This is a genomic window from Hymenobacter bucti (assembly GCF_042681145.1).
GTDB classification, from domain to species: Bacteria; Bacteroidota; Bacteroidia; order Cytophagales; family Hymenobacteraceae; genus Hymenobacter; species Hymenobacter bucti.
On record NZ_JBHUFD010000001.1, the window covers coordinates 926,733 to 949,390 of the forward strand.

The following is a 22,658-nucleotide window of genomic DNA, read 5'->3' on the forward strand; positions in this document are numbered from 1 at the left end:
TGAGTGCTTTGCCGGTGCCTTTTCACCTTGCCACTCTCGCATGTTTTTTCTTTCTACTGGTTGCCGTTGGGGACTGGCCTTGCTGCTGGCCGTAAGCCTAGGTGGCTGCCAGCGAGCCGCGTATCAATTTCAGCCCTTGGCCGCTACCCCCTACCAAGCGCCCACCCCCGCCCCGCTGGCCGATAGCCTGCAGGCCACCAGCAAGGCCCAGGAGCCCGCTGCGCGCCCGGAAGCCGCACGCCCCCGGCGGGCCCACCAGCCAGCACGCGTTGCGCTGGCTGCCAGGCGCAGCCCGATGGCCCGGCTAGTGAAATTACCCCACCTAGGCGCGGTAGCTTCCGTATCGCCCACAATTGTTAAGGTTCGGCCACTGCCAGGGCCGCCCGATGAGCCACTGCATCACCGCACCAAGGGTATTGCTTTTTTACTAGCCTTCTTCCTCGGCGGCCTCGGCGGCCATTTATTTTACCTAGGGTATCACAAGCGGGCCGTTGCCTACCTGCTACTTACCCTGGCTGGTGGGCTGCTGCTTTTTGTGGGGGCAGTGGGGTTGCTGTTGGCCCTCTTCAGTTCGGGCGGCGGCGCGTATCTGGTTGCGCTGCTTATCGGCTCCATCCTGCTGTCCGTGGTTAGCGCGCTTGCGCTTATTGATGCGGTACGCATTCTCACCAACGACCTCAAGCCCAGGGAGGGCGAGTACTACCCCCGATTTTTTCAAACCCGCTAGGGACCAAGAGCTACGGCCCGACTAGGCGCCCAACGGGTCTTCGTCGGTCGGCGTCTGGGGCGTTAGCACCCGTAGCTGCACCATCTCCACCACGCGGCCGGTGCGGCTGAGCACCCGAAACTCATAGGGGTCCAGCACGGCCACGTCGCCTACCTCCGGAATATTGCCATACAGCACGTTGAGCAGGCCACCCACAGTCTCGTAGTCATCGCTTTCGGGCAGGGGGTAGGGGAGGTACTCATTGGCATCGGGGATAGGAGTAGCCGTATCTACGCGATACTCCGACTCCGATATTTTCTCCACCACCGGCACCTCATTGTCATACTCGTCCTGGATTTCGCCCACTAGCTCCTCCATGATATCTTCGATGGTGACGATGCCCGCCACGCCGCCAAATTCGTCGCTCACGACGGCCATCACGATGTGCTTACGCTGAAACTGGCGCAGCAAGCGGTTGATTTTCTTCGTCTCAGGTACGAAATAAGCTGGGCGCATAATGCGCGCCAGCTCTATCGCCTCGCCCCGCCGCACGATGGGCAGCAAGTCCTTGACATTGAGTACGCCCACGATGTTGTCGATGTGGCCATCGTATACCGGTAGGCGCGAGTAGCCTTCGCTGAAAATCTTTTCGAGCAGCTTGTCCTCGGGAGCGTTCACATCGAGGGCCGCCAGCTTGGTGCGGGGCACCATAATCTGACGCACCATGCGGTCGTTAAACTGAAAGACGTTCTCAATAAGCTCGTGCTCAGAGTCTTGAATCTCGCCGCTCTCCTTGCTCTGGTCGAGAAGCAGGCGCAGCTCGTCGGAAGTATGGGCCTCGCTGCCGTGTACATTGCTGATGCCTACCGCACCCAGCAAAGCATTAGAAGCTTTCGACAAGAACCAGTTGAGCGGCAGCGTAGCCAGGTAAAATGCACGCAGCGGCAGCACCAGCGCCAAGCTCACCGATTCGGGGCGCTGAATGGCAAGCGCCTTTGGGAATAGCTCACCAAACAGCACGTGCAGCACCGTAATGATAACCAGGCCCGACACCACAGCGATTGTGTGCGCCGTGGCTTCCGGCAAGTTGAAGCCAAGCTTATGCACCCCGCCCAGAATCAGTTCGGTGGCTACCTCCTCGCCCACGGCACCTAGGATAAGCGAGGCAATGGTGACCCCGAGCTGGGTGGCCGACAAATAGTCGTAGAGATGCCGGATAACGCTTAGGGCCTGAACGGCTAGGCGGCTACCTTCTTTAGCTTTGATTTCGAGCTGCGACAAACGCACTCGGATGAGCGAGAACTCGGCGGCGACAAAAAACCCGTTCACTAAAACGAGCAGGAGGGTAAGCAGTATTTTTAAGCCCATGTGGTCGGCTTCCCTCAGACGCAGACGGTCGGGCAGCCTTTATAAGGTCAAAAGTACGGCGTTTGCGAGAGCGAGTTGGCGTCGAGGTAATTACTAGGCTCGGAAATGCGATTTATCTACCCTCGGCAGCCCCGTTTGTTAAACAAAAAAGGCGCCTTCTGATGAGAAGGCGCCTTTTTTGTAAGTTGCTGTAGCGGAAGGACTTGAACCTCCACGAAGTGGTTAGTCGCGGCTCCGAGAAGCGTGCAATTTATCCCATTACTCTTCACCCCCGAGATAGGAGGGCGTGTCTGCCAATTTCACCACACTACAAGGTTTGGAGTAGCCACGCCGCTTGCGTTTGCTGATGCAAAGATAGGTTACCAAATTATGACTTTGCAAATTGTATCTAAAAAAAGGTTAAAAATTATTCATTTTACATAAAAGTCGGTATAATATTGAAACTTTTATTATCTTCGACTCCTTATTCCTTATATGTCACGCACCAACGAATTAGACGATACCGACCGTCGCATCCTGAACCTACTCGTGCGCGACGCTAAATTGCCCTACTCCGAGATTGCGCGCCAACTGCACGTATCGGGTGGCACCATCCACGTGCGGATGACGCGGCTAGAAGAAATGGGCGTGGTGCGCGGAGCAACGCTCGACCTCGATTTGCAAAAAGTAGGCTACGGTATTCAAGCCTTCCTCGGGATTTTTCTGCTCAAAAGCTCTTTTTGCGATAGCGTTATTAAGCAGCTGCGCGGCATTCCGGAGGTAACCAGTTTGCACTTCACCACCGGCAGCTACAACTTATTTGCCCGCCTAGCTTGCCGCGATACCCAGCACCTACGTAATGTGTTGCACGACCAGGTGCAGCAGATAGAAGGCGTGGAACGCACCGAAACCCTGATTTCGCTGGAAGAAGTATTTAACCGCTCGGTGCAGCTAGAGGAAGCGGCCCAACCCGTGGCTGGGTGAGCTTAGGCGTAAAATTACTCACCTAGGCGCCGCCTGGCGGATACAAAAAGCCACGAGCATTTGCCCGGCTCGCGCCGACACGAATAGTCATAAAAAAGACCTCCCTAGCTATGCCGGGGAGGTCTTTTTTGTGGCGTATGCAGGGTATTACATCACCGATTTGGTAGAGGTCGTCGTCTTAACAGACTTCGACTGCATGCCGGGGGCAGTGTTGGCCTTGGTAGTAGTCGACGATTTGCTCATGCCCGAAGGCGTGGTCATGGTGCTCGATTTGCTCGTGCTGGTCTGGCTTTTGGCGGTGGTCGATGACTTACTCATGCCGGCCGGGTTAGTGGTCGTCGCGGTTCTGGTCGTGGTTTTGGCAGCTGGGGCCTGCGACACTTTAGTAGTTGTTGTCTTCGACGAGCTGCTGCTCATAGTGGTAGCAGCCGGGGCAGTTTGGGCGTGGGCAGCAAAGCTGCTGGCTACCACCAGGGTAGCAAAAAAACCAGAAAGACGTTTCATGGGTGAAAAGGGGAGGGAATGGGTGAAAAACTCACTACCGCACTAGGCAGAAAATGTGCCGAAATGTAGGTGGTTTCTTCTCAAAAAATATACTTTACTGTTGAGGATAATTACTTAGGCAGCATCCCGCTTTCACTAACTGCCTGACTCAGGCGCCACAATGCTTGCTAGCTGCTGAAAAAGCAAAAAGCTCCACGCCAATCAAGGCGTGGAGCTTTCACTAAGAGCTTTTAAGCTACCTAGGCGGTTACCTGAGCTTCGAGCTTCTGGGCGAGTACGTGCTTGGGCACGGCGCCTACTTGCTTGTCCACAATCTGGCCGTTCTTGAATACCAGCAGCGTCGGGATGCTGCGGATACCGAACTTCATCGAAGTCTGGGGGTTAGCATCAACATCTACCTTTCCTACGATGGCTTTGCCTTCGTATTCGCCGGCCAACTCTTCTACTACCGGGCCTACCATGCGGCAGGGGCCGCACCATTCGGCCCAAAAGTCCACGAGTACTGGCTTGTCCGAGTTGATAATCTCCTCGAAGTTGGCGTCGGTTATTTCAATTGCTTTGTGCGCCATGACGCTAAGGAATAAATTAGTGAAAAAACGTCCGGCGTATACGGCCGACAAGGCTGCAAGGTAGCGGAGTGGGAGTAAAACAGCGTGGGGGTAGGAAAGTTCAGGTAGTATCGTGGACCCTGTGGGTCCGCGCGTAAGTATGTTTGTTTCTGCCACCCACGCGCGGACCCGCAGGGTCCACGGTACTGCCTAAATCAGCGCGCACACGTCTAGCTCAAACTCGCGCATCTTGTCGATAAAAGCTTTAGGCTCAATCTGAAAGCGGCGCGAAAACATGTCCACGGCCAGCCGCTCGTGCGGCTCTACAAATTGAATCTCCAGCCGCTTCGAGCCTTTGGCGTGCTCAATGGCTTCCTGCAAGCGGTCTATCATAGGTCCGGTTACGGTGCGCAGGTCGAGCTTCACGCGCACGCCTTTGCTGAGCTTTTCGGCCACTTGGGCCAGCGGCTCCATCGTTTTTATCTTGAGTTCCCACTGGTCCTGGGTGCCGTAGCGCAGCTCCATCTTGCCCCGGATGAACATCGGCGGTACCTGCTCCTGCGGGTAGTTGCGGGGGTTGATGAGGGCGCTGAAGCGGGTGTAGTCGTCGCGAAACAGCGCTAGGTTGAGGCTCGAATCGTAGTCTTCCACGTTGAACGAGGCCATCGGTGAGCCGCTCTTGGTGGTGCGAAAAACCACGCCCGACAGCAAGCCAGCGATGTTCACGTCCTTGCCTTTTTGCAGCTCTATTTTATCAAGAGCGCAGGTGCAGTAGGCGTCGATTTCCATGCGGAAGGTGTCGAGCGGGTGGCCCGAAAGGTAGAAGCCTACTACCTCCTTCTCGCGGCGCAGCTTTTCGGGCGCGCTCCACTCCTCCATGTCGGCTATTTTGGGCAGCGGCGCGGCCACCGCCCCAAAAGCGCCCGCCCCGAACAGGCTGTGCTGCGCCGATTCTTTGGCTGCCTGGTGCTGCTGACCTAGCTTCAGCGCCTTCTCAATCAGGTTCTGGTCGCCGGCCGGGGCGTCCATAAACTGGCGGCGGTTGTACTTTTCGAAGCTATCGAAAGCGCCGGCTTGGGCCAGACTTTCCCAGGTTTTCTTATTTACGGCGCGCAGGTTCACGCGCTTGGCAAAGTCGAACACGTCGGTGAACGGACCGCTTTTTTGGCGCTCTTCCACCAGTTCGAGTACGGCCGCTTCGCCCGCGCCCTTTACGGCGGCTAGGCCAAAGCGAATCTGGTTGGTGCGGGGGACGTTGAATTTTTGCTCCGATTCGTTCACATCGGGGCCGAGCACGGCCACGCCTTGCTTGCGGGCTTCCTCAATGAAGAAGGTCACCTTCTTGATGTCGCCCATGTTGTTGGTGAGTACGGCGGCCATGTACTCGGCGGGGTAGTTAGCTTTCAGATAACCAGTCTGATACGCCACTACTGAATAAGCCGCTGAGTGCGAGCGGTTGAAGCCGTACTCCGCAAACTTCTCCATCACGTCGAAGACTTCGTTGGCCTTTTTCGCCGGAATCTTGTGCAGCTCGCCCGCGCCCTTGATGAACTTCTCGCGCTCCATCGCCATCTTTTTCATGTCCTTCTTACCCATGGCGCGGCGTAGCAAGTCGGCGCCACCTAGGGAGTAGCCGGCCAGAATCTGGGCCGTCTGCATAATCTGCTCCTGGTACACCATGATGCCCTGGCTGTACTCCAGGATGGGTTTGAGCAGCTCGTGGGGGTATTCGACCGGCTCGCGGCCGTGCTTGCGGTTGATGAAGTCGGGGATGAACTGCATCGGGCCGGGCCGGTACAGGGCGTTCATCGCAATCAAGTCCTCGATGTTGGTAGGTTTCAAGTCCTTGAGGTACATGCGCATGCCTTCCGACTCGAACTGGAACGTGCCGATGGTATCACCGCGCTGGTAGAGCGCGTAGGTCTTCTCGTCGTCGAGCGGAATGTTGTCGATATCGATTTTCACGCCGTGGTTGCGCTCAATCAAATTCATGGCATCTACGATGATGGTCAGGGTTTTGAGCCCTAGGAAGTCCATCTTGAGCATGCCGGCGCTCTCAATCACCTTGCCGTCGAACTGCGTCACGAGCAGGTCCGAGTCCTTGGAGGTCGAAACCGGGATGTACTTCGTGATGTCGTCGGGCGCGATGATGACCCCCGCCGCGTGGATGCCGGTGTTACGGACCGAGCCTTCGAGCAGCTCGGCCAGGGCCAGAATCTGGCCCTTTAGGTCGCCCTTGTCGGCACGCAGGGCTTGCAGCTCGGGCACGTCGCGGAAGGCGCCGGCCAAGGTGGTGCCGGGCTTTTCGGGCACGAGCTTGGCAATCTCGTTGGCGGCCGGCAGCGGTAGTTCCATGGCGCGCGCTACGTCCTTGATGCTCGACTTGGCGGCCATCGTGCCGAAGGTGATAATCTGGGCCACCTGCGTTTTGCCGTACTTACCCACCACGTAGTCGATGACTTTCTGGCGGTTCACGTCGTCAAAGTCAATGTCGATATCGGGCATCGACACGCGCTCTGGGTTCAGAAAGCGCTCGAACAGCAGCGAGTACTTAATGGGGTCGATGTTGGTGATGCCTACGCAATACGCCACCGCCGAGCCCGCCGCCGAGCCCCGGCCCGGCCCCACGGCCACGCCTACAGAGCGGCCGTGGTTGATAAAATCCTGCGTAATAAGAAAGTAGCCCGCAAAGCCCATCGTTTGGATGATGCGCAGTTCGTAGTCCAACCGCTCCTCGATTTCGGGGGTGCGCTCGGAGTAGCGCGGCGGCTTGGTCATCGTCACGGTGCCGTTGCCCGCGCTAGCCCCGAAGGCGCCCACGTAGGTCAGCTCGCGCAAAAAGGCGTCGGCGGTAGCGAACTGGGGCGGCAACGGGAAGTTGGGGAGCAGGATATCGCGCGCCAGCTTGGGCGGCGTCACCTTATCCACAATTTCGTTGGTGTTATCCACACTCTCCGGCACGTCGTGGAACAGCGTATTCATCTGCTCCTGGGTCTTGAAGAAGAACTGGTCGTTGGCGAAGCCGAAGCGGCGGCGGCGCTGCTTCGGCGGCTTCTGAATCTCTTCGTCGATGCGCGAGAGCATCCGGCGGGCGTTGTCGTCGCTGCCGTGGGTTTTGCGCAAGTCCTCCAGCAGGCCATAGTGCACACGCTGCTCGGCGCTGCCGGGCAGGCCCGTCATGATGGTGTAGTAGTTCGTCTCGAAGTCGCCCACCGGAATGGCGCGCTCCTCGGCCGTGTTCACGCACAGTAGCAGGTCGTGGGGGGCGTAGTCGTCCTGATTGACGTAGTGCGAGTCGTTGGTGCAGATAACCTTGACGTTGTACTTCTTCGCCAGACCTAGGAGCACCTGGTTTACGTCCTCCTGGCTTTTGCCGGTGCCGTCGAAGTTCATGAGCCCATGGCGCTGAATCTCGATGTAGTAGTCGTCGCCAAACACGTCGAGCCACCACTTCAGCAGCTCCTCAGCCTTCTTTTCGCCTTCAAAAAGAATGGCCTGCGGAATCTCGGCCCCGATGCAGCAGCTAGTCGCAATCAGCCCCTCGTGATACTTCAGAATCAGCTCTTTGTCGATGCGCGGGAACTTGGAGTACACGCCTTCGATGAAGCTCATCGAGCTGAGCTTAGCCAGGTTGTGGTAGCCAGCCTGGTCCTTGGCCAGCAGTAGCTGGTGGTAGCGGTTGTCCTTTTCGCCCTTCTCGCGCAGGAAGGTTTTCTTGTGGCGGTCGGCCACCATGTAAAACTCGGAGCCGATTATCGGCTTGACATTGTATTTGTTAGCCTCCGCCACGAAGTTGAACGCCCCGAACATGTTGCCGTGGTCGGTAAGGGCCACGGCGGGCATCCCGTCGGCCTGCGCCTTTTTCATGAGCCCGCTGATGCTCGACTGGCCATCGAGCAAGGAGTACTGGGTGTGGGAGTGCAGGTGCGAAAACGTGGGCATCGGGCAGGGGGTAGGCGGTGGTATGGTAAAGATACAACCGCCCGGCCGGGGTTAAAAAGTACGTATTTATCCCGCTTTTTCGGTAAATACTGAAAATGAGCCACTACCCACAATTGGCCGAACCGCCGGGCGGCAACTGCGGTTACCTGCGCACACGGGCCACAGTTGGCCCACCGCTCGGGGCTGCGTCCAGCTCTCTTTCGCCGCCGCCGAGCTTGCTTCTGTCTGGGTTTCCGCTTTGTGCCGGGGACTGCTAATGAGTCGCCGGCCGGGTCGGGCTGCGCTCACCCACCGAAGCTCCCCATGAAAGCACTGACTACCAGCACCGACCCCGGCTACGCCCGGCCGGCGGCGCACTCTCGCCTCGATGCGGGGCTGCTGTGCTATCTGCAAGACCCGCGCGACCTGCCTTTTGCCCACCTCATTTTGAAGATTACGGCCACGATGCTGCCGCTGGCGGTTATTCTGTTCGTGCCCGCGCTGCGTGGGCCGTGGTGGTGGGCCACGTTCGGGTTGTTTTTCTTTTTTAGCAACGCCCGTTTCAAAGGGCCGTTTGGGCTGATGCTACACTGCACCTGTCACCGGATGCTGTTTAAGAAAAAATACGGCTGGCTCAATAACTACATTCCGTGGGTGCTGGGGCCGCTGTTTGGCCAAACGCCGGAGTCGTACTTCGTGCATCACATGGGCATGCACCACGCGGAAAATAATATGCCCGATGATGAAAGCTCGACCATGCTATATCAGCGGGATTCGGCCCTAGGTTTTCTGCATTACCTAGGCGATTTTTTGGTGCTGGGCGTAGTAAACCTGGCCAGCTACTTCGCGCGGCGCAACAAGCCCACGCTGCGCTTCCGGCTGCTGCGCGGCGAAGCTATCTACCTAGGTGGCACGCTAATACTGGCCCTTGTCAACCTGCCAGCCACGCTGGTTGTGTTCGTGGTGCCGTTCGTGCTCTCGCGCATCATCATGATGATTGGCAACTGGGCGCAGCACGCTTTTATTGACCCCCGCACGCCCGACAACTGCTATACTAACAGCGTGACGTGCATCAACACCGCCTACAACCACAAGTGTTGGAACGATGGCTACCACATCAGCCACCACCTTAAGCCGGCCTTGCACTGGACCGACCACCCCACGCATTTTCGGCAGCACCTAGGCGAGTATATCGAGCAAAAAGCCATTGTATTTGATGGCATCCACTTTCTGCACATCTTTTTCTACCTTATGGCCAAGCGCTACGACCTGCTGGCCCGCCACTTTGTGCTGCTCGATGGCGCCCCTCGCGACAAGGCATCGGTAATAGCCTTTCTGCGGTCGCGCACCCGGCGCATTACGCTGCCGGTGCTGGTGCCACAGCTGGCGTAGGGAGAAGAGAATTGGAGCAGGGGCGCCGCTCCTAGGTGCGCAGAATGCGCTGCGTGGTGGTTGAGATGGCACAGTCATTTGGCAATGGTCCTAGGTCGGCAAAAAAGCCCGCCCGCCGGCCCACCGCTAACTTGCGCCTCTAATCTCAACCTTATCGCCCATGCGCTACGGACCCATCGCCCCCGAGCTGTTTATTGAAAATCGCCGCCGCTTCCGCGAGCTGCTGCCGCCGCAGTCGCTGGCCATCTTTAATGCCAACGATATTCTGCCCACCAACGCCGACGGTACGCTGGCGCTGAAGCAGAATACCGATTTGTTTTACCTGAGCGGCGTCGACCAGGAGGAAACTATCCTCGTCATTTGCCCCGACGCCACGCTGCCCAAGTACCGCGAAATCTTGTTCGTGCGCGAAACGTCGGAGCTGATTCTGGTCTGGGAAGGCTACAAGCTGACCAAAGAAGAAGCCAAGCAGGTGTCGGGCATCCCGACCATCATGTGGCTTGACCAATTTGATACGGTGCTGCCGGCCCTCATGAACGAGGCCGAGTACGTGTACCTGAATACTAACGAGCACATTCGCTCGGTGGTGGCCGTCGAAACCCGCGACGCCCGCTTTATTAAGGACTTGCAGCGCCGCTACCCGCTGCACCAGTACCGCCGCGCCGCCCGGCTCACGCACCAGCTGCGCGCCATCAAGAGCCCCGAGGAAATTCGGCTGATGCGCCGCGCCTGCGAGATTACCGGTAACGCCTTCCGCCGCCTGCTCGGCTTCGTGCAGCCCGGTGTGTGGGAGTTTGAGGTGGAGGCCGAGATTTTGCACGAATTTGTGCGCTCGGGCTCGCGCGGGCCGGCCTACACCAGCATCATCGGCAGCGGCGAAAGCGCTACCATCCTGCACTATATTTCTAACGACCGCCAGTGCCAGGACGGCGACGTGCTGCTGATGGACTTCGGCGCCGAATACGCCAACTACGCCGCCGACCTCACGCGCAGCATCCCGGTCAATGGCACGTTTTCGCCGCGCCAGCGCCAGGTATACGAGGCCGTGCTGCGGGTCTTCCGCTTCTGCGAAAGCCGCCTAGTGGTCGGCAATTCCATCGAAGACTACCACAAGGAAGTAGGCGATACGATGGAACAGGAGCTCATTAAGCTCGACCTGCTGAACGCCAGCGACGTGAAGAACCAGGACCCCGACGCGCCACTCTACAAAAAGTACTTCCCGCACGGCACCAGCCACTACCTCGGCCTCGACGTGCACGATGTAGGCTTCAAATACCGCAAATTCGAGGCGAACATGGTGTACACCATCGAGCCGGGCATATACATCCGCGAAGAAAAGCTAGGCATCCGCCTAGAGAACGACTTCCTCCTCACCGCCACTGGCAACGAGGATTTGATGGCCGATATTCCGCTGGAGCTAGCGGACATCGAGCGCCTGATGAAGCGGTAATTGTCATGCTGAACGCAGTGAAGCATCTTGCGTGGTGCAGTAAACCTTTAGAATAAGGAGTTACTGCACCACGCAAGATGCTTCACTGCGTTCAGCATGACGAGCGTTTTAAAGGTGCCTTTACGGCCGCCGAAACAGCATCAGGTGCTGCTGCGGTAGGGTTTCGCGCACTTCCACAAACTCCAGTCCGATAGCGCTCATTTCCTTTTTAGCCTGCTCCACGCTCATTTTGTGGATGGGCTTGATGGGCACCTTAGGGTCTTCGGCGCGGTACTCTACCAAGGCCAGGCGGCCGGTGCGGGGCCGCAGCGCGTTGCGAATGGCGCGACCCATCTCGCGCGGGTGGTCAAACTCGTGGTACGCATCCACTAGCAGCACTACATCGACGCCGCTGGCGGGCAGGTGCGGGTCGGTGGTGGTGCCCAATATCGGGCGCACGTTGGGCTGCTTGTTCCTGGCCTTGCGCTGGGTGAGCTCGGCTATCATTTCGGGCTGAATGTCCTCGGCCAGCACTTGGCCCTTGGGCACGAGGGACGCCATTCGAAACGAAAAGAAGCCCGTGCCGGCCCCTAGGTCGGCCACTACGTCGGTGGGCTTTAGTTGCAGCTCCTTCAGCAGCAGGTCGGTGCCTTCCTCCTCGCGGCGGTCGGAGCGCTCGAGCCAGTCGGCGCCTTCGTGGCCCATCACGTGCGCTATTTGCCGCCCTAGGTAGTAGCGCCCAATGCCGCTGGGGTCACGCGGGGCGCGGGTCTCGTAGCCCGCCGAGTCGGCTGTCTGGCCCGAGGGCAAGTCCGAACGGACGAACGCCTGCGAGGCTACGTTGGACTCGATTGGCAGCTGGGCGCAGGCTCCGGCGGCAGCCGTACTGGCTATCACCCACATCACAACGGTATTTTTCATACGTTTTGGTACCTAGTCTAGCGTCACAAACTGCCTGCCCAACAGCGCTGGGTTAGTAGGCGTTCAGAGAAGCCGCAACAGTAGTGAGATGTTGCAATAACAACATTAAGTATAACAAATACCCCGATAAGGCACCCAAATTACTTCTTACAACGTAGGGAGGCCTACTTTTCTTACCTTCTTCTCTTTTTTTCACCGTATGAAAAATTTGACTCTCTCACTCGGCCGCATTACGCTCGTGCTTGCTACTGCTTTTTCGCTCGGCGCCTGCGGCCGCGCCGATTACGCCCCGATTTCGAGCGCTACTACCCAACCCGCCAGCACGCCCATCGCCCAGGCTGCTCCCTATGTGCCCGTAGCCGGTGAGGCCTCGGCCACCGTGAAATCCATTACGCCAACGCAAGCGGCGCCGGCCACGCCCCTCGCCGTGCAGCCGACTCCAGCCGCGCCAGAGGTAGCGCCAGTAGCTTCGGCCGCCGCGCCGGTGGCCCCGGCTATTGCCGCCGCACCACAGACTAAAGCTGCCGCCGCCCCCAAGCTTAACCTAGGGCAGCGCCTGGCCCTGCGCAAAATCACTAAGAAGCTCGACAAGCTGGCCAGCCACATGCCGCAGCTCAAACAGCGTGATGCGAGCGCGGCCCGCGGTGGCCTCGATGGCAACCTGCGCAGCGCGCTCCTCTTCGGTTTGATTGGTATTATTCTGCTGCTTTTCAGCGGCGTAAGCAACATATTTGGTATCCTAGGTACCATTTTGCTCATCATCGGCCTCGTATTCCTGGTGCTATGGCTGCTTGACCAAGCGTAGTCCCAAGTCGAAATAATTAGCTTTAAAAAAGCCCTGGCTGCGTTAGCAGCCAGGGCTTTTTAATTAGGCGCTTAGGGTGCGCTACATCGGGTCTACGTCGACTACCAGCCGGGCCTGGCGGTACTCTTTCTGGTCGCGCACTACGTCGAGGGCGGCGCAGATGTCGATTTTGGCCTGCTTGAGTACCGTGTGCTCGCGGCTGAGCTTGATGACGATTTCCTGCAAAAAGAAATTGCGGATGCGGAAGATGTACGGCGCCTCCGGCCCCAGCACAATGTTGCGCCCCAGGCGGTCGGCTAGCTCCTGGGTGAGCAGAATGGCGGCTTTCTGGGCCAGCTCCTGGTCCATGTGCTTCACCGTCAGCTTTATCATGCGGGTGAAGGGCGGGTACTCGTGCTCGCGGCGCTGGGTTATCTCGTACTCGTAAAATTCGAGGTAGTCGTTGCGGATTACCTTGTCGAAAATCACCTGCGTCGGGTCGCCGGTCTGGATTAACACCTTGCCCTTCTTACCCTTGCGCCCGGCCCGGCCGCTCACCTGCACAAACATCTGGTAGGCCCGCTCGTGGGCCCGGTAGTCGGGGTAATGGATGATGGCGTCGGCATTGACGATGCCCACTAGGCTCACGTTCTCAAAGTCGAGGCCCTTGGTCACCATTTGGGTGCCCACGAGCACGTTGGTTTTTTGCTGCTCAAAGTCGCCGATAATCTGCTGGTAGGCGTTTTTGGCGCGGGTCGTGTCGAGGTCCATACGCTGCACATTGGCCTGGGGCAGCATGATTTTGAGGTCGTCCTCCAGCTTTTCGGTGCCGAAGCCCTGGGTGCGCAGCGCCCGCGAGCCGCAGGCCGGGCACTGCGTGGGCATGCCCTCGTGGTAGCCGCAGTAGTGGCAGCGCAGCTCGTGGGCGTGCTTGTGGTAGCTTAGGCTCACGGCGCAGCTCTGGCACTTGGGGATGTAGCCACAGTCGTTGCAGGCCGTGACGGGTGCGTAGCCGCGGCGGTTCTGAAACAGGATAACCTGCTCGTTCTGCGCGATTTTACTTTCCATCGCGTTCAGCAAGTCGGCCGAGAAGTGGTTGTGCATCTTCTTATCGGCGCGCAGCTTGCGCGTGTCAATCAGCTCAATCTCCGGCATCCCGGCCTCGCCAAAACGCTTGCTCAGCGTGACCAGTCCGTAGCGCCCTAGGCGGGCCTGGTAGTACGTTTCCACGGCTGGCGTAGCCGAGCCCAACAAGACCTTAGCTCCCTGGAAGTTGCCTATCATCAGGGCCACTTCGCGGGCGTTGTAGCGCGGGGCCGGGTCGTACTGCTTGTAGGAGCTTTCGTGCTCCTCATCCACGATGATGAGGCTCAGATTATCAAACGGCAGGAACACCGCCGAGCGCACGCCCACCACCACTTGAAAGCGGCCCGAGAGCACGCCGTTCCAGACTTCCACGCGCTCATTGTCCGAAAACTTGGAGTGGTACACTCCTAGACGCGTGCCAAACACGCGCATCAGCCGGGTCACAATCTGGGCTGTGAGCGCGATTTCGGGTAGCAGGTACAGCACCTGCCCGCCGCCATCGAGCGCCTGCCGGATGAGGTCGATGTAAATCTCTGTCTTGCCCGAACCCGTAACGCCGTGCAGCAGCACGATGTTTTTCTGGTTGAACAGGTTCATCACCTCATCGCGAGCCGTTACCTGGGCTTCGTTGAGCTGGAAAGGCATTTGGGCTACCGGGTTCTCATCGAGCGGAAAGCGCGAGATAATCTGGTCGAATTGCTCCAGAATACCGTTCTTTATCAGCGTGTTTACGGCCGAGGGCGAGAGGTGCGGCGAACTGGTGAGGGCCGCCTTTTCGAGGCCCACGTGGTTGAGGTGCTCGTTGTGGTGCACTGGCACGCGCTGCAAGTATTTTAGCAGCACATCGACCTGCTTGGGCTTGCTGGCCAGGGTTTCGAAGAGCTGCTCCACGGCCGCCATCGTCACGAAGTGCTCGGCGAGGCGCACCTTTTTCACCACCTTGGGCGTGTACTTGTCGGCCATCTGCTCGAAGAGAAAGATGACGTCTTTCTGCATCAAGGACTTGATAACCTTATGGAAAGAAGCTACTTCCAGCAGGTCACCCACTTCAGTAAAGGTCAGCGCCTTGCCATCTTCGCTACCTAGGGCGTCCACGATGCGTTGCTCCTTCTCATCGAGCGGGTAGGGGCTGCCCTCGGCGATAAAGACCGGGTGCAGCTGAATACGCGACTCCGAGCTGAGCTTGAGCGCTGAGGGCAGCGCGGCGTTGATGACCTCGCCGAGGGTGCACATGTAGTACTCGGCCATCCAGCGAAAAAGCTTGAGCTGCGGCTGCGTCACCACGGGCGCATCGTCGATGAATTCGAGAATGTACTTGGCCTGGTATTCCTTGGGTGGCGTTTCGTGCACGGCCGCCACGATGCAGCTGAGCGTGCGCTTGGCCCCAAACTGCACAATGACCCGGCCCCCGATTACTACGTTGTCGTTCAGCTCGTAGGGCACACGGTAGGTGTAGAGCTTGGGCAGCGGCAGGGGCAAAATCACGTCCACAAACAGCGTTACGCGGTCAGGCGCGGGCGCTGGAATGGGGGCAGGCGAAGCAAATTCGAACGTAAGGGACACGGGCAATAACTAGCGGCAGGCGAATAGTAAAGATAACCCCGGCTGGGGGGTGGTTGGTTTGCCAACCGCACCTTATTGTTCGGCCAGCGCGAGCTGTCCTAGGGCTTCACGCACCGAGTGCACCGGCAGCTGGCAGGTTCGGTGGCGGCACACGTAAATGGTCGTTCCGGCCGTGGCCGCCCGCCCTTGTAAGAGTGGCAAGCTACTGGTAGCCAAGGTGCCAGCTATAATATCATTTGGCAGGAAGTGCTGGCTAAGCTCGCGCCGAAACTTCTCAGCCTGCGGCCCCGTGATAGCTATTTCCGCGCCCGGCCGCACGAGTGCCACGTAGAGGCTGGCCCAGTTGGTGAGGTGCTGCGGCTCCTTCACCACCAAGCTTTGCACCTGCCCCAGCATGGCGGCAGCTAGCGCTTGGTAGTGAGCATTTTCGAGGTGGCGGCCCAGGCGTAGCAGGTTGTGCGCCATTACTGAGTTGGAGCCCGGAATGACATTGTCGAACAGCTCTTTTTTGCGGGCAATGAGCGGCTCGGCGCTGGCGTCAGTGTAGAAAAACTGCTGTTCGGCCGGGTCGAAGAAATTATCGAGCACGTAGCTGGTCAGTACCTCAGCTTCGCGCAGCCAGCTTTCCGCAAACGTGGCTTCGTAGAGGCTGATGTAGGCTTCAATTACCAGCGCGTAGTCTTCCAGAAAGCCGTTGATGGTGGCGCGGCCGTTCTTCCAGGTGCGGTAGAGGCGGGGGCCGTGGCGCAGGTTTTGCTGCAAGAATTCGGCATTGCGCAGCGCTAGCTCCAGTAGCTCGGCTTCGCCAAAGGCGCGGTAGGCGGCCACTAGCCCGCTCAGCATAAGGGCATTCCAGCCGGTCAGGACTTTGTCATCCAGGCCCGGCCGCACGCGGTGGGCGCGGGCGGCGAGTAGTTTCTTCTGCCAGCCGTGAATGAGTTGGGCCAGTACGGCTGGCTCTAGGCCGTGCTCCATAGCAAAGTCAACATCCGACTGCCGCCGGTGCAGGATGTTGCGACCGTGCTCCCAGTTGCCTAGCCCTGTGCAGCTGTAGTAAGCCGCTGCCAGCGCCTCCTCGGCACCTAGGGCGTGCTGCAATTCCTCCCGCGTCCAAACGTAGAATTTGCCCTCCTCACCCTCGCTGTCGGCATCCAGCGACGAGTAGAAGCCACCTTCCGGGTTGGTCAGCTCGCGCCGCACCCATCTCACGGTTTGGAATACGACCTCACGGTACAGCGGGTCGCGCGTAACCTGGTAGGCCTCGCTGTAGAGACTGAGTAGTTGGCCGTTATCGTACAGCATTTTTTCAAAGTGCGGCACCAGCCACTCCGCATCGACCGAGTAGCGGGCAAAGCCGCCGCCCACCTGGTCGTAGAGGCCACCCCAAGCCATTTCACGCAGCGTGAGGTTAACTTGGTTCAGCACATTCTGGCTGCCCGAGATATGGTGCGTGCGCAGCAAAAAGCGCCAGATGCTGGGCATAGCAAACTTAGGCGCCCGGTTAGTGCCGCCGCGCTCGTGGTCGAACCGCAGCCCTAGGGTATGCACCAGCAGCTCAAACTCCTCCTGATTGACGCCGACTTTAGAGCTACTGGCGCCGTACTTCACTAGCTCACTGGTTTGTAGCACCTGGGCAAAGCGTTCGGCCGACCCTTCTAGCTCGGTGCGGTGCTCACTGGCGTAGGCCTGGGCGATGTTTTCGAGCAGCTTCACCCAGTTGCCAGGCGCGAAATACGTGCCGCCGTAGAACGGTTTGGCCGCGGGCGTGAGCATCACGTTGAGCGGCCAGCCGCCCGCAATACCCATGGCCTGCACTGCGTCCATGTAAATCTGGTCCACATCGGGCCGCTCTTCGCGGTCTACTTTGATGCAGACGAAATGTTCGTTCATCACCCGCGCTACCTGCTCATTCTCAAACGACTCGCGTTCCATGACGTGGCACCAGTGGCAGGCCGCGTAGCCGATGCTCACGATAATGGGTTTCTGCTCGGCCTGCGCCCGCGCCAGCGCCTCCGGCCCCCAGGGGTACCAGTCCACAGGGTTGTGGGCGTGTTGCAGCAGGTAAGGGCTGGTTTCGTGCCCTAGGCGGTTGGCGGAGGAGGCGGCAGACATGATGCGAGGGAGTCGGGTAAAACAAAACCCAGCCGGTGGGGCTGGGTTTTGAGAATTAAGAAGCGTCCGGGGTATCGGGCGTGTCTGGCGAAGCCTTCTTAGCCGGGGGGCGGCCTCGGCGCGGGGCCGCAGTTTTAGCCGCCGCTTTTTTCGGAGCGGCGGGCTTGGCGGCTACTTTTTTAGTAGCAACTGGTTTAGTAGCGGTTTGCTTAGTGGCAGCTGGCTTAGGCGCTTTTGCCGAGCGGGCAGCGGGCTTTTTGGCCACGGCTTTGGCTGGCGTAGCTTCTGCCACTATTGGCTCGGGATTTTTGGCCGGCTCGGCGGCAGCCGTGGGCTCAGCAGCTACTGGCGCTGGCGCTGCGGCCTTAGGGCGGCCGCGCTTGGGCTGGGCTGCGGCCACCGGCGCTTTAGGTTTGGTAGAATACAGACCTAGGACGGTTGCGGCCAAATCGGGTTCGGCAGTCGGCTCCTGAAAATCGGCGATGTTGTTCGCCGGACGCTCCAGAAATATCTCAGGAATGATGGGCGACGAGATAATCGGGGCCGACCCTAGGTTCGACGGACTGACCTCGTCGGGAGTTGGGGAGGGCGTCCGGTAAAGACTACCCCGCTGCCCACGCTTCACTAGGCCAGACTTGGTGATGACCTTCGATTTTTTGGGCGTGGGGCCGGCACCGCGTCGGCGCACCGGGGCTGGTTGCTCCGAAGCCGCTGGTTCAAGTTCGGGCAGCAGTTCGGTAGCGGTAGCACCGGGTTGGTCGCTTTCTAATGCTGCTTCCGGCTCGCTGTCGGTACCTGTTGCCGGCTCGGCAACTGTTTCTTCAGGTAGCTCATTTAAGGAGAGCGGCTCTGCAAAAACGGTAGTGTTACCCGACGTTTCTACTGACTCTGTAGCCGTTTCCGCAACCTCAGTATCATCATCGCCTTCGTCCGCGCCCTGCTCAGTCCCTTGCTCATCCGCCAGCCGGGCGGCGTTTTTGCGGGCAGTGCGCTTGGCCCCGCCGCGCGAGCGCCGCTTTTTCTTCTTGGACGGCTGAGCGCCAGCATCCTCCGTAGTCGGTAGCAAAAGCTCCGCTTCTGGGCTGACGAGCAACGCTTCTACTGAGGCGGCTACCGATTCTTCGAGTATCTCCTCGGTTGACAGCGCCAGCTCCTCAGCTATGGGCGGCTGCGTTAGGGCCGGGCGGTTATCGCGCCGGTCACGGTTGTTGCGGTCACCACGCCGGCCGTCGCGGCGGTTATCCTGGCGGCGTACCGGTTGCACGTCCGTTTCGGCAACAGAAGCTACAGTAGGAGTACCATCGCCAATGTCAATACGCTCCTCGCCGTCGTCTTCTACCTCTACTTCGACCACCCGCACGGGGCGGGGTGGGGGCAGGGCCGCGAGCTGGCGCTGTACGTCGCGCAGTTCCTGCCGCACGTCCACGCCTTGGCTCGTCAGGCGCTCCAAGCGTTCGCGGGTCTGGTCGAGGAAAGTACGGTGCTCGGGTGCTCCGATGTGTAGCGGCCGGTGGCCCAATGACTGCCGCACGGCTGCCCACTCCTTGCGGAAGCGGCCAAAATCAGCGTCAAAATAAGCCCGCGCAAAGCGCTCCCAAATGTAGTCTTCGGCTACCTCCGACGGATGCAACATATCGGCCGCGTAAAAGCGGTAGTCGCGCAGGTCGTCGGTCAGCAGTTCGTAAGCCGGGAAGTAGCTGACATTGGGCAATAGCTCGCTTAGGTAATGGCAGCCCACTCGCAGCACCGACTTGCTCACCGCATTCAGCGGCAACGTGTCCTTAATGTGCCGCACCGGACTTACCGTGAGCACGATGTGGATATTCGGGTTGAGGCGTCGCAGCAATGCGTGCACCTCGGCCAGCGCGTTTACTATCTCGTCGGCAGTCAGTAGCTCTTTCTCGAAAAGGCCAGCCGGCAGCTTATGCAGGTTGCTCACCAGCTCGCCGGTTTCGCGCAGGCGGTAGGCCCAGGCGGTACCCAGGGTAAGCACCACGGCATCAGCCGTCCGCACGAAGTCGCCCACCCGGCTCACTGTTTCCTGGATAGTTTGCAGCAGTTCGACCGGCGACTCGGCTCCGATAGTACTGTGAAAGTCGTAGCTCTGCCAGCGGCCCCGCGCTTCCACCACGTGTTGCTGCCAGTCCTGTGCCTCGCCCGCCGCCGCGCGTAGCAGCTGGGCTAGCGCCAGCGGCTGAAACACCGTGCCGAAGGGGTTGGCTAGCGCATTTACTTTATTTAGCCGTAGCCGCTCGCCAATGCTATCAGCAAAGCACGAGCCCACCGTCAGCACCCGCGCCGTGCGTGGTAGTAGCCGCTCCTGCGGCGCAATAGTTAATTCAGTCCGAAACATGAACCACAAAGGTAGGCGCAAAAAAAGACGCCCCACCTTACGGTAGGGCGTCTTTTCAAATAGTTGGTAGTGAGCACCTAGGCAGCTACTACGCGGAAATTGATGGTCTGCTTTACCTCCTTATGCAGGTTCAGCGTTGCAGTGTAGTCGCCAGCAGCGGTAGGCTCCTGGTCGAAGCTCAGGCGCTTGCGGTCTACCTCGATGCCTTTGCTTTTCAGCGCATCAGCAAGTTGAAGGGTCGTTACGCGGCCAAAGATTTTGCCGGTTTCGCCCACCTTAGCTGGCAGTTCGAATACTTGAGCACCAATTTGGTCAGCCACTGCTTGCGCATCAGCTTTCACCTTCTCAGCTTTGTGCGCAGCTTGGCGTACGTTCTCAGCTACAATTTTCTTGGCCGATTTGTCAGCCAGCATGGCCAAGCCTTGGGGCAACAAGTAGTTACGGCCGTAGCCCGACTTTACCGTTACGAGGTCGTTTTTATAACCCAGACCCTTAACGTCGTCTTTCAGAATGATTTCCATTTCTTTAAAGTCTATTTCAGGGCGTCAGTTACGTAGGGCATCAGGGCCAGGTGACGGGCTTTTGCCACGGCCTGCGCCACTTTGCGCTGGAATTTCAGGCTGGTGCCGGTGATACGGCGGGGCAGCAAGCGGCCCTGCTCATTCACAAACTTCAGCAAGAAATTCGGGTCTTTGTAGTCCACGTACTTGATGCCGTTCTTCTTGAAGCGGCAGTACTTGTTGCGCGTGTCAACGGGCTTGTTGCCGTTGTTGCGGTCGTTGTTGCGGTTATTCTGCGTAGCCATCGTGTTGCTTACTAGAGGTTACTGAGCCACTGCCTCGGCTGCTTGCGGAGCCTTCTGCTGGTTCATTTCGCCGTTGCGACGGCGCTCGTTGTAGGTCACCGAGTGCTTGTCGAGCACCGTGGTCAGAAAGCGGATAACCCGCTCATCGCGGCGGAAAGCCAGCTCCAGTACGTCTACGATATTGCCTGAACCGTTATAGGTCAGGGTAAAGTAGTAACCAGTGGATTTCTTTTGAATTGGGTAAGCCAGCTTGCGCAAGCCCCAGGCTTCAGTAGAAATGAGGTCGGCGCTATTTTCCTTAAGCACCTGCGAGAACTTCTCGACCGTCTCTTGCACCTGGCCCTCGTTTAGCACGGGGGTGAGGATGAAGACCGTCTCGTAATTTCTTACGTCCATTGACGGGGTTGATTTTTGTAAGTGAAAAAAATGAATTGGGGTGCAAAGGTACTGATTTCCCGACAGATTACCAAGTGTCCGTTTAGCATCTTTATTTAGAAGCTGGGTGCCGTAGAAATCACGACATACTTGGCTCACCACCAGAAGTTAGCTGTTAAACACCGCCATTTGGAGCCAACAATAAAGAAGGCTTCGCATAGGAAACTAACTCCGTAGATGATACCTTAGTAGAAATAGCTTCTGCATTACGGCAGGAATAACCTGTCTTAATTGATTATTTAGGTGAATTCTAAATAAGGTGCCAAGGGCTCAAAATGCCTTTTCCACCTTTGCTGCCCACAATTCCTAGCCTACATTTGTACCCCGGAAAGGGTACGCCCGCACTCCGTTTTTACCGGTTCATTTGGATGATGAATAGCTTTCTATCGCGCACCAGCTATTGGGTGCTAGCACTATTTCTGGCTCTGGCAGGCTCTGCCTCAGCCCAGAATGGCACAACGGCAGCTACCGTAAGCCAGCAAGGAGTAACCCCAGGTGGTGCCGCAGGCGCTGCCCCCGCCACCGGCGGCGGCGATGCCGCGGCCATTCAGGCGGGTGATGCTCTTTTTAAGGCTAACTGTACGCAATGCCACGCCGTCAACGAAAAAGTTGTGGGCCCGGCTTTGTCGGGTATCACAAAACGCCGCCAGATTCCGTGGCTGATTAAATGGGTCAAGAACCCTGCCAAAGTAATCGCTAGCGGTGACGAATATGCTGTAAAGCTGTTCAATGACTATGGCAAGCAGCAAATGCCTTCGTTCGCACTGTCGGACCAGGAGATAACCAGCATTATGGCTTGGGTTACCTCGCAGGAAGGCGCTGGTACAGCTGCTGCCGCAACTGGTGGTGTTACTGCTGGTAACAAAGACGCTGTTGACGGTAAAGATGCTGCCGATGGCGGTGGAGCTGGTGCCGGCAAGTACGCCGACGTGCTGCTCATCGTGCTGGTTGTAGTGCTTATCGTGCTTGTGGTAACGCTCGTCATCATCGCCAACCTCATGAAGGACGTGCTGCGTGGCCGCAAGGACCTTGATGGCCGCGATGTGGAAATTCTGGAGCAGCGCTACGATTGGGCTAACCTGTACAAGTCAACAGCTCTGCGGGGTATTGTCGGCACAGTGGTAGCCTTGGCTCTGCTGTACGCCGGGGTGCAAAGCGTAATGGCAGTAGGTCTAACGCAAGGCTATCAGCCCACGCAGCCAATCGCTTTCTCGCACAAACTGCACGCTGGGGAAAACAACATCAACTGCGCCTACTGCCATACTTCGGTATACAAGGCCAAGTCGGCCAACATTCCTTCGGCCAACATCTGTATGAACTGCCACTCGCAGATTAAGACGGAATCGCCGGAAATCAAAAAAATCTACCGCGCTATCGAGCGTAAGCAGCCCGTGCAGTGGGTGCGTATTCACAACCTGCCCGACCTCGCTTACTTCAACCACTCGCAGCACACCCAGGTAGGTGGCATTCAGTGCCAGACCTGCCACGGTCCTATCCAGAATATGGAAGTGGTGTATCAGTATTCGGCCCTTACCATGGGCTGGTGCATCAACTGTCACCGCGAAACGCCCCTCAACACGAAAGGCAACGCCTACTACGACAACCTCGTGAAACTGCACGATAAGTCGAACAACGCTGTGCCTTTCACCGTGTCGTCGAACGGTGGTACCGAGTGCTCGAAGTGCCACTACTAAGTCTTTTTAGCTAAGCTTTATTATATAAGACCCAAAGCGATAACCTGAACCTAGGTAGGTGCAGCAGGCTAAGT

The 22,658-nt window shown here is 58.3% G+C and carries 17 protein-coding genes and 1 pseudogene; 7 read left to right on the forward strand and 11 right to left on the reverse strand.

Annotated features, from left to right (window positions below; translation table 11 throughout):
* Positions 1-40 precede the first annotated feature (40 nt).
* Positions 41-727: an NINE protein gene (locus ACFSDX_RS03825; RefSeq protein WP_382311856.1), complete on the forward strand. Its 687-nt coding sequence runs from the start codon at positions 41-43 to the stop codon at positions 725-727.
* Positions 728-748: 21 nt separating this feature from the next.
* On the opposite strand, the gene ACFSDX_RS03830 is transcribed toward ACFSDX_RS03825, so the two are convergent.
* On the reverse strand, positions 749-2,074 hold the full coding sequence (locus tag ACFSDX_RS03830; protein WP_382311857.1) for a hemolysin family protein: 1,326 nt from the start codon (positions 2,072-2,074) through the stop codon (positions 749-751).
* 474 nt (positions 2,075-2,548) lie between these two features.
* Between ACFSDX_RS03830 and ACFSDX_RS03835 the strand changes: the two genes are divergently transcribed.
* Positions 2,549-3,037, forward strand: coding sequence for an Lrp/AsnC family transcriptional regulator (locus ACFSDX_RS03835; RefSeq protein WP_382311858.1), 489 nt, complete (start codon positions 2,549-2,551; stop codon positions 3,035-3,037).
* A gap of 147 nt (positions 3,038-3,184) precedes the next feature.
* Here ACFSDX_RS03835 and ACFSDX_RS03840 read toward each other — a convergent pair whose 3' ends face one another.
* The 3 genes from ACFSDX_RS03840 to dnaE all read right to left on the reverse strand — a co-directional run bounded on the left by ACFSDX_RS03840 (position 3,185) and on the right by dnaE (position 8,031).
* Positions 3,185-3,541, reverse strand: coding sequence for a hypothetical protein (locus ACFSDX_RS03840; RefSeq protein ID WP_382311859.1), 357 nt, complete (start codon positions 3,539-3,541; stop codon positions 3,185-3,187).
* A gap of 239 nt (positions 3,542-3,780) precedes the next feature.
* Positions 3,781-4,110: a thioredoxin gene (trxA, locus tag ACFSDX_RS03845; protein ID WP_305018867.1), complete on the reverse strand. Its 330-nt coding sequence runs from the start codon at positions 4,108-4,110 to the stop codon at positions 3,781-3,783.
* Between the two features lie 189 nt (positions 4,111-4,299).
* Positions 4,300-8,031 carry a DNA polymerase III subunit alpha gene (gene dnaE, locus ACFSDX_RS03850; RefSeq protein WP_382311860.1) on the reverse strand — a complete coding sequence of 1,244 codons (3,732 nt, stop codon included), beginning with the start codon at positions 8,029-8,031 and terminating at the stop codon, positions 4,300-4,302.
* A 303-nt stretch (positions 8,032-8,334) separates the two neighbouring features.
* Between dnaE and ACFSDX_RS03855 the strand changes: the two genes are divergently transcribed.
* Entirely contained in the window at positions 8,335-9,402 is a 1,068-nt protein-coding gene (locus tag ACFSDX_RS03855) for a fatty acid desaturase family protein (RefSeq protein WP_382311861.1), read from the forward strand.
* A 160-nt stretch (positions 9,403-9,562) separates the two neighbouring features.
* Entirely contained in the window at positions 9,563-10,852 is a 1,290-nt protein-coding gene (locus ACFSDX_RS03860) for an aminopeptidase P N-terminal domain-containing protein (RefSeq protein ID WP_382311862.1), read from the forward strand.
* Positions 10,853-10,972: 120 nt separating this feature from the next.
* Here the strand turns inward: ACFSDX_RS03860 and ACFSDX_RS03865 are convergent, their stop codons facing one another.
* On the reverse strand, positions 10,973-11,752 hold the full coding sequence (locus ACFSDX_RS03865; protein WP_382311863.1) for a class I SAM-dependent methyltransferase: 780 nt from the start codon (positions 11,750-11,752) through the stop codon (positions 10,973-10,975).
* Between the two features lie 199 nt (positions 11,753-11,951).
* Between ACFSDX_RS03865 and ACFSDX_RS03870 the strand changes: the two genes are divergently transcribed.
* Entirely contained in the window at positions 11,952-12,557 is a 606-nt protein-coding gene (locus tag ACFSDX_RS03870) for a hypothetical protein (protein WP_382311864.1), read from the forward strand.
* A gap of 81 nt (positions 12,558-12,638) precedes the next feature.
* Here ACFSDX_RS03870 and priA read toward each other — a convergent pair whose 3' ends face one another.
* The 6 genes from priA to rpsF form a co-directional block, all read right to left on the reverse strand.
* Positions 12,639-15,185, reverse strand: coding sequence for a replication restart helicase PriA (gene priA / locus ACFSDX_RS03875; RefSeq protein ID WP_382311865.1), 2,547 nt, complete (start codon positions 15,183-15,185; stop codon positions 12,639-12,641).
* 72 nt (positions 15,186-15,257) lie between these two features.
* Positions 15,258-17,297, reverse strand: a complete 2,040-nt coding sequence (locus ACFSDX_RS03880; RefSeq protein ID WP_382311866.1) for a thioredoxin domain-containing protein — start codon at positions 17,295-17,297, stop codon at positions 15,258-15,260.
* 55 nt (positions 17,298-17,352) lie between these two features.
* Complete coding sequence (locus ACFSDX_RS03885; protein WP_382311867.1) at positions 17,353-19,650, reverse strand: GSCFA domain-containing protein; 2,298 nt, start codon at positions 19,648-19,650, stop codon at positions 17,353-17,355.
* A gap of 77 nt (positions 19,651-19,727) precedes the next feature.
* Positions 19,728-20,171, reverse strand: a complete 444-nt coding sequence (gene rplI / locus ACFSDX_RS03890) for a 50S ribosomal protein L9 (protein WP_382311868.1) — start codon at positions 20,169-20,171, stop codon at positions 19,728-19,730.
* 11 nt (positions 20,172-20,182) lie between these two features.
* On the reverse strand, positions 20,183-20,455 hold the full coding sequence (gene rpsR / locus ACFSDX_RS03895; protein ID WP_382311869.1) for a 30S ribosomal protein S18: 273 nt from the start codon (positions 20,453-20,455) through the stop codon (positions 20,183-20,185).
* 18 nt (positions 20,456-20,473) lie between these two features.
* Positions 20,474-20,851 (reverse strand): 30S ribosomal protein S6, encoded by a 378-nt coding sequence (gene rpsF, locus ACFSDX_RS03900; RefSeq protein ID WP_382311870.1) that lies wholly within the window; start codon positions 20,849-20,851, stop codon positions 20,474-20,476.
* A gap of 410 nt (positions 20,852-21,261) precedes the next feature.
* Between rpsF and ACFSDX_RS03905 the strand changes: the two are divergent.
* Positions 21,262-21,639 (forward strand): annotated as a pseudogene (locus ACFSDX_RS03905) (c-type cytochrome); the annotation flags it as partial.
* Positions 21,640-22,584 (forward strand): cytochrome c3 family protein, encoded by a 945-nt coding sequence (locus tag ACFSDX_RS03910; RefSeq protein ID WP_382312319.1) that lies wholly within the window; start codon positions 21,640-21,642, stop codon positions 22,582-22,584.
* Positions 22,585-22,658: the final 74 nt, after the last annotated feature.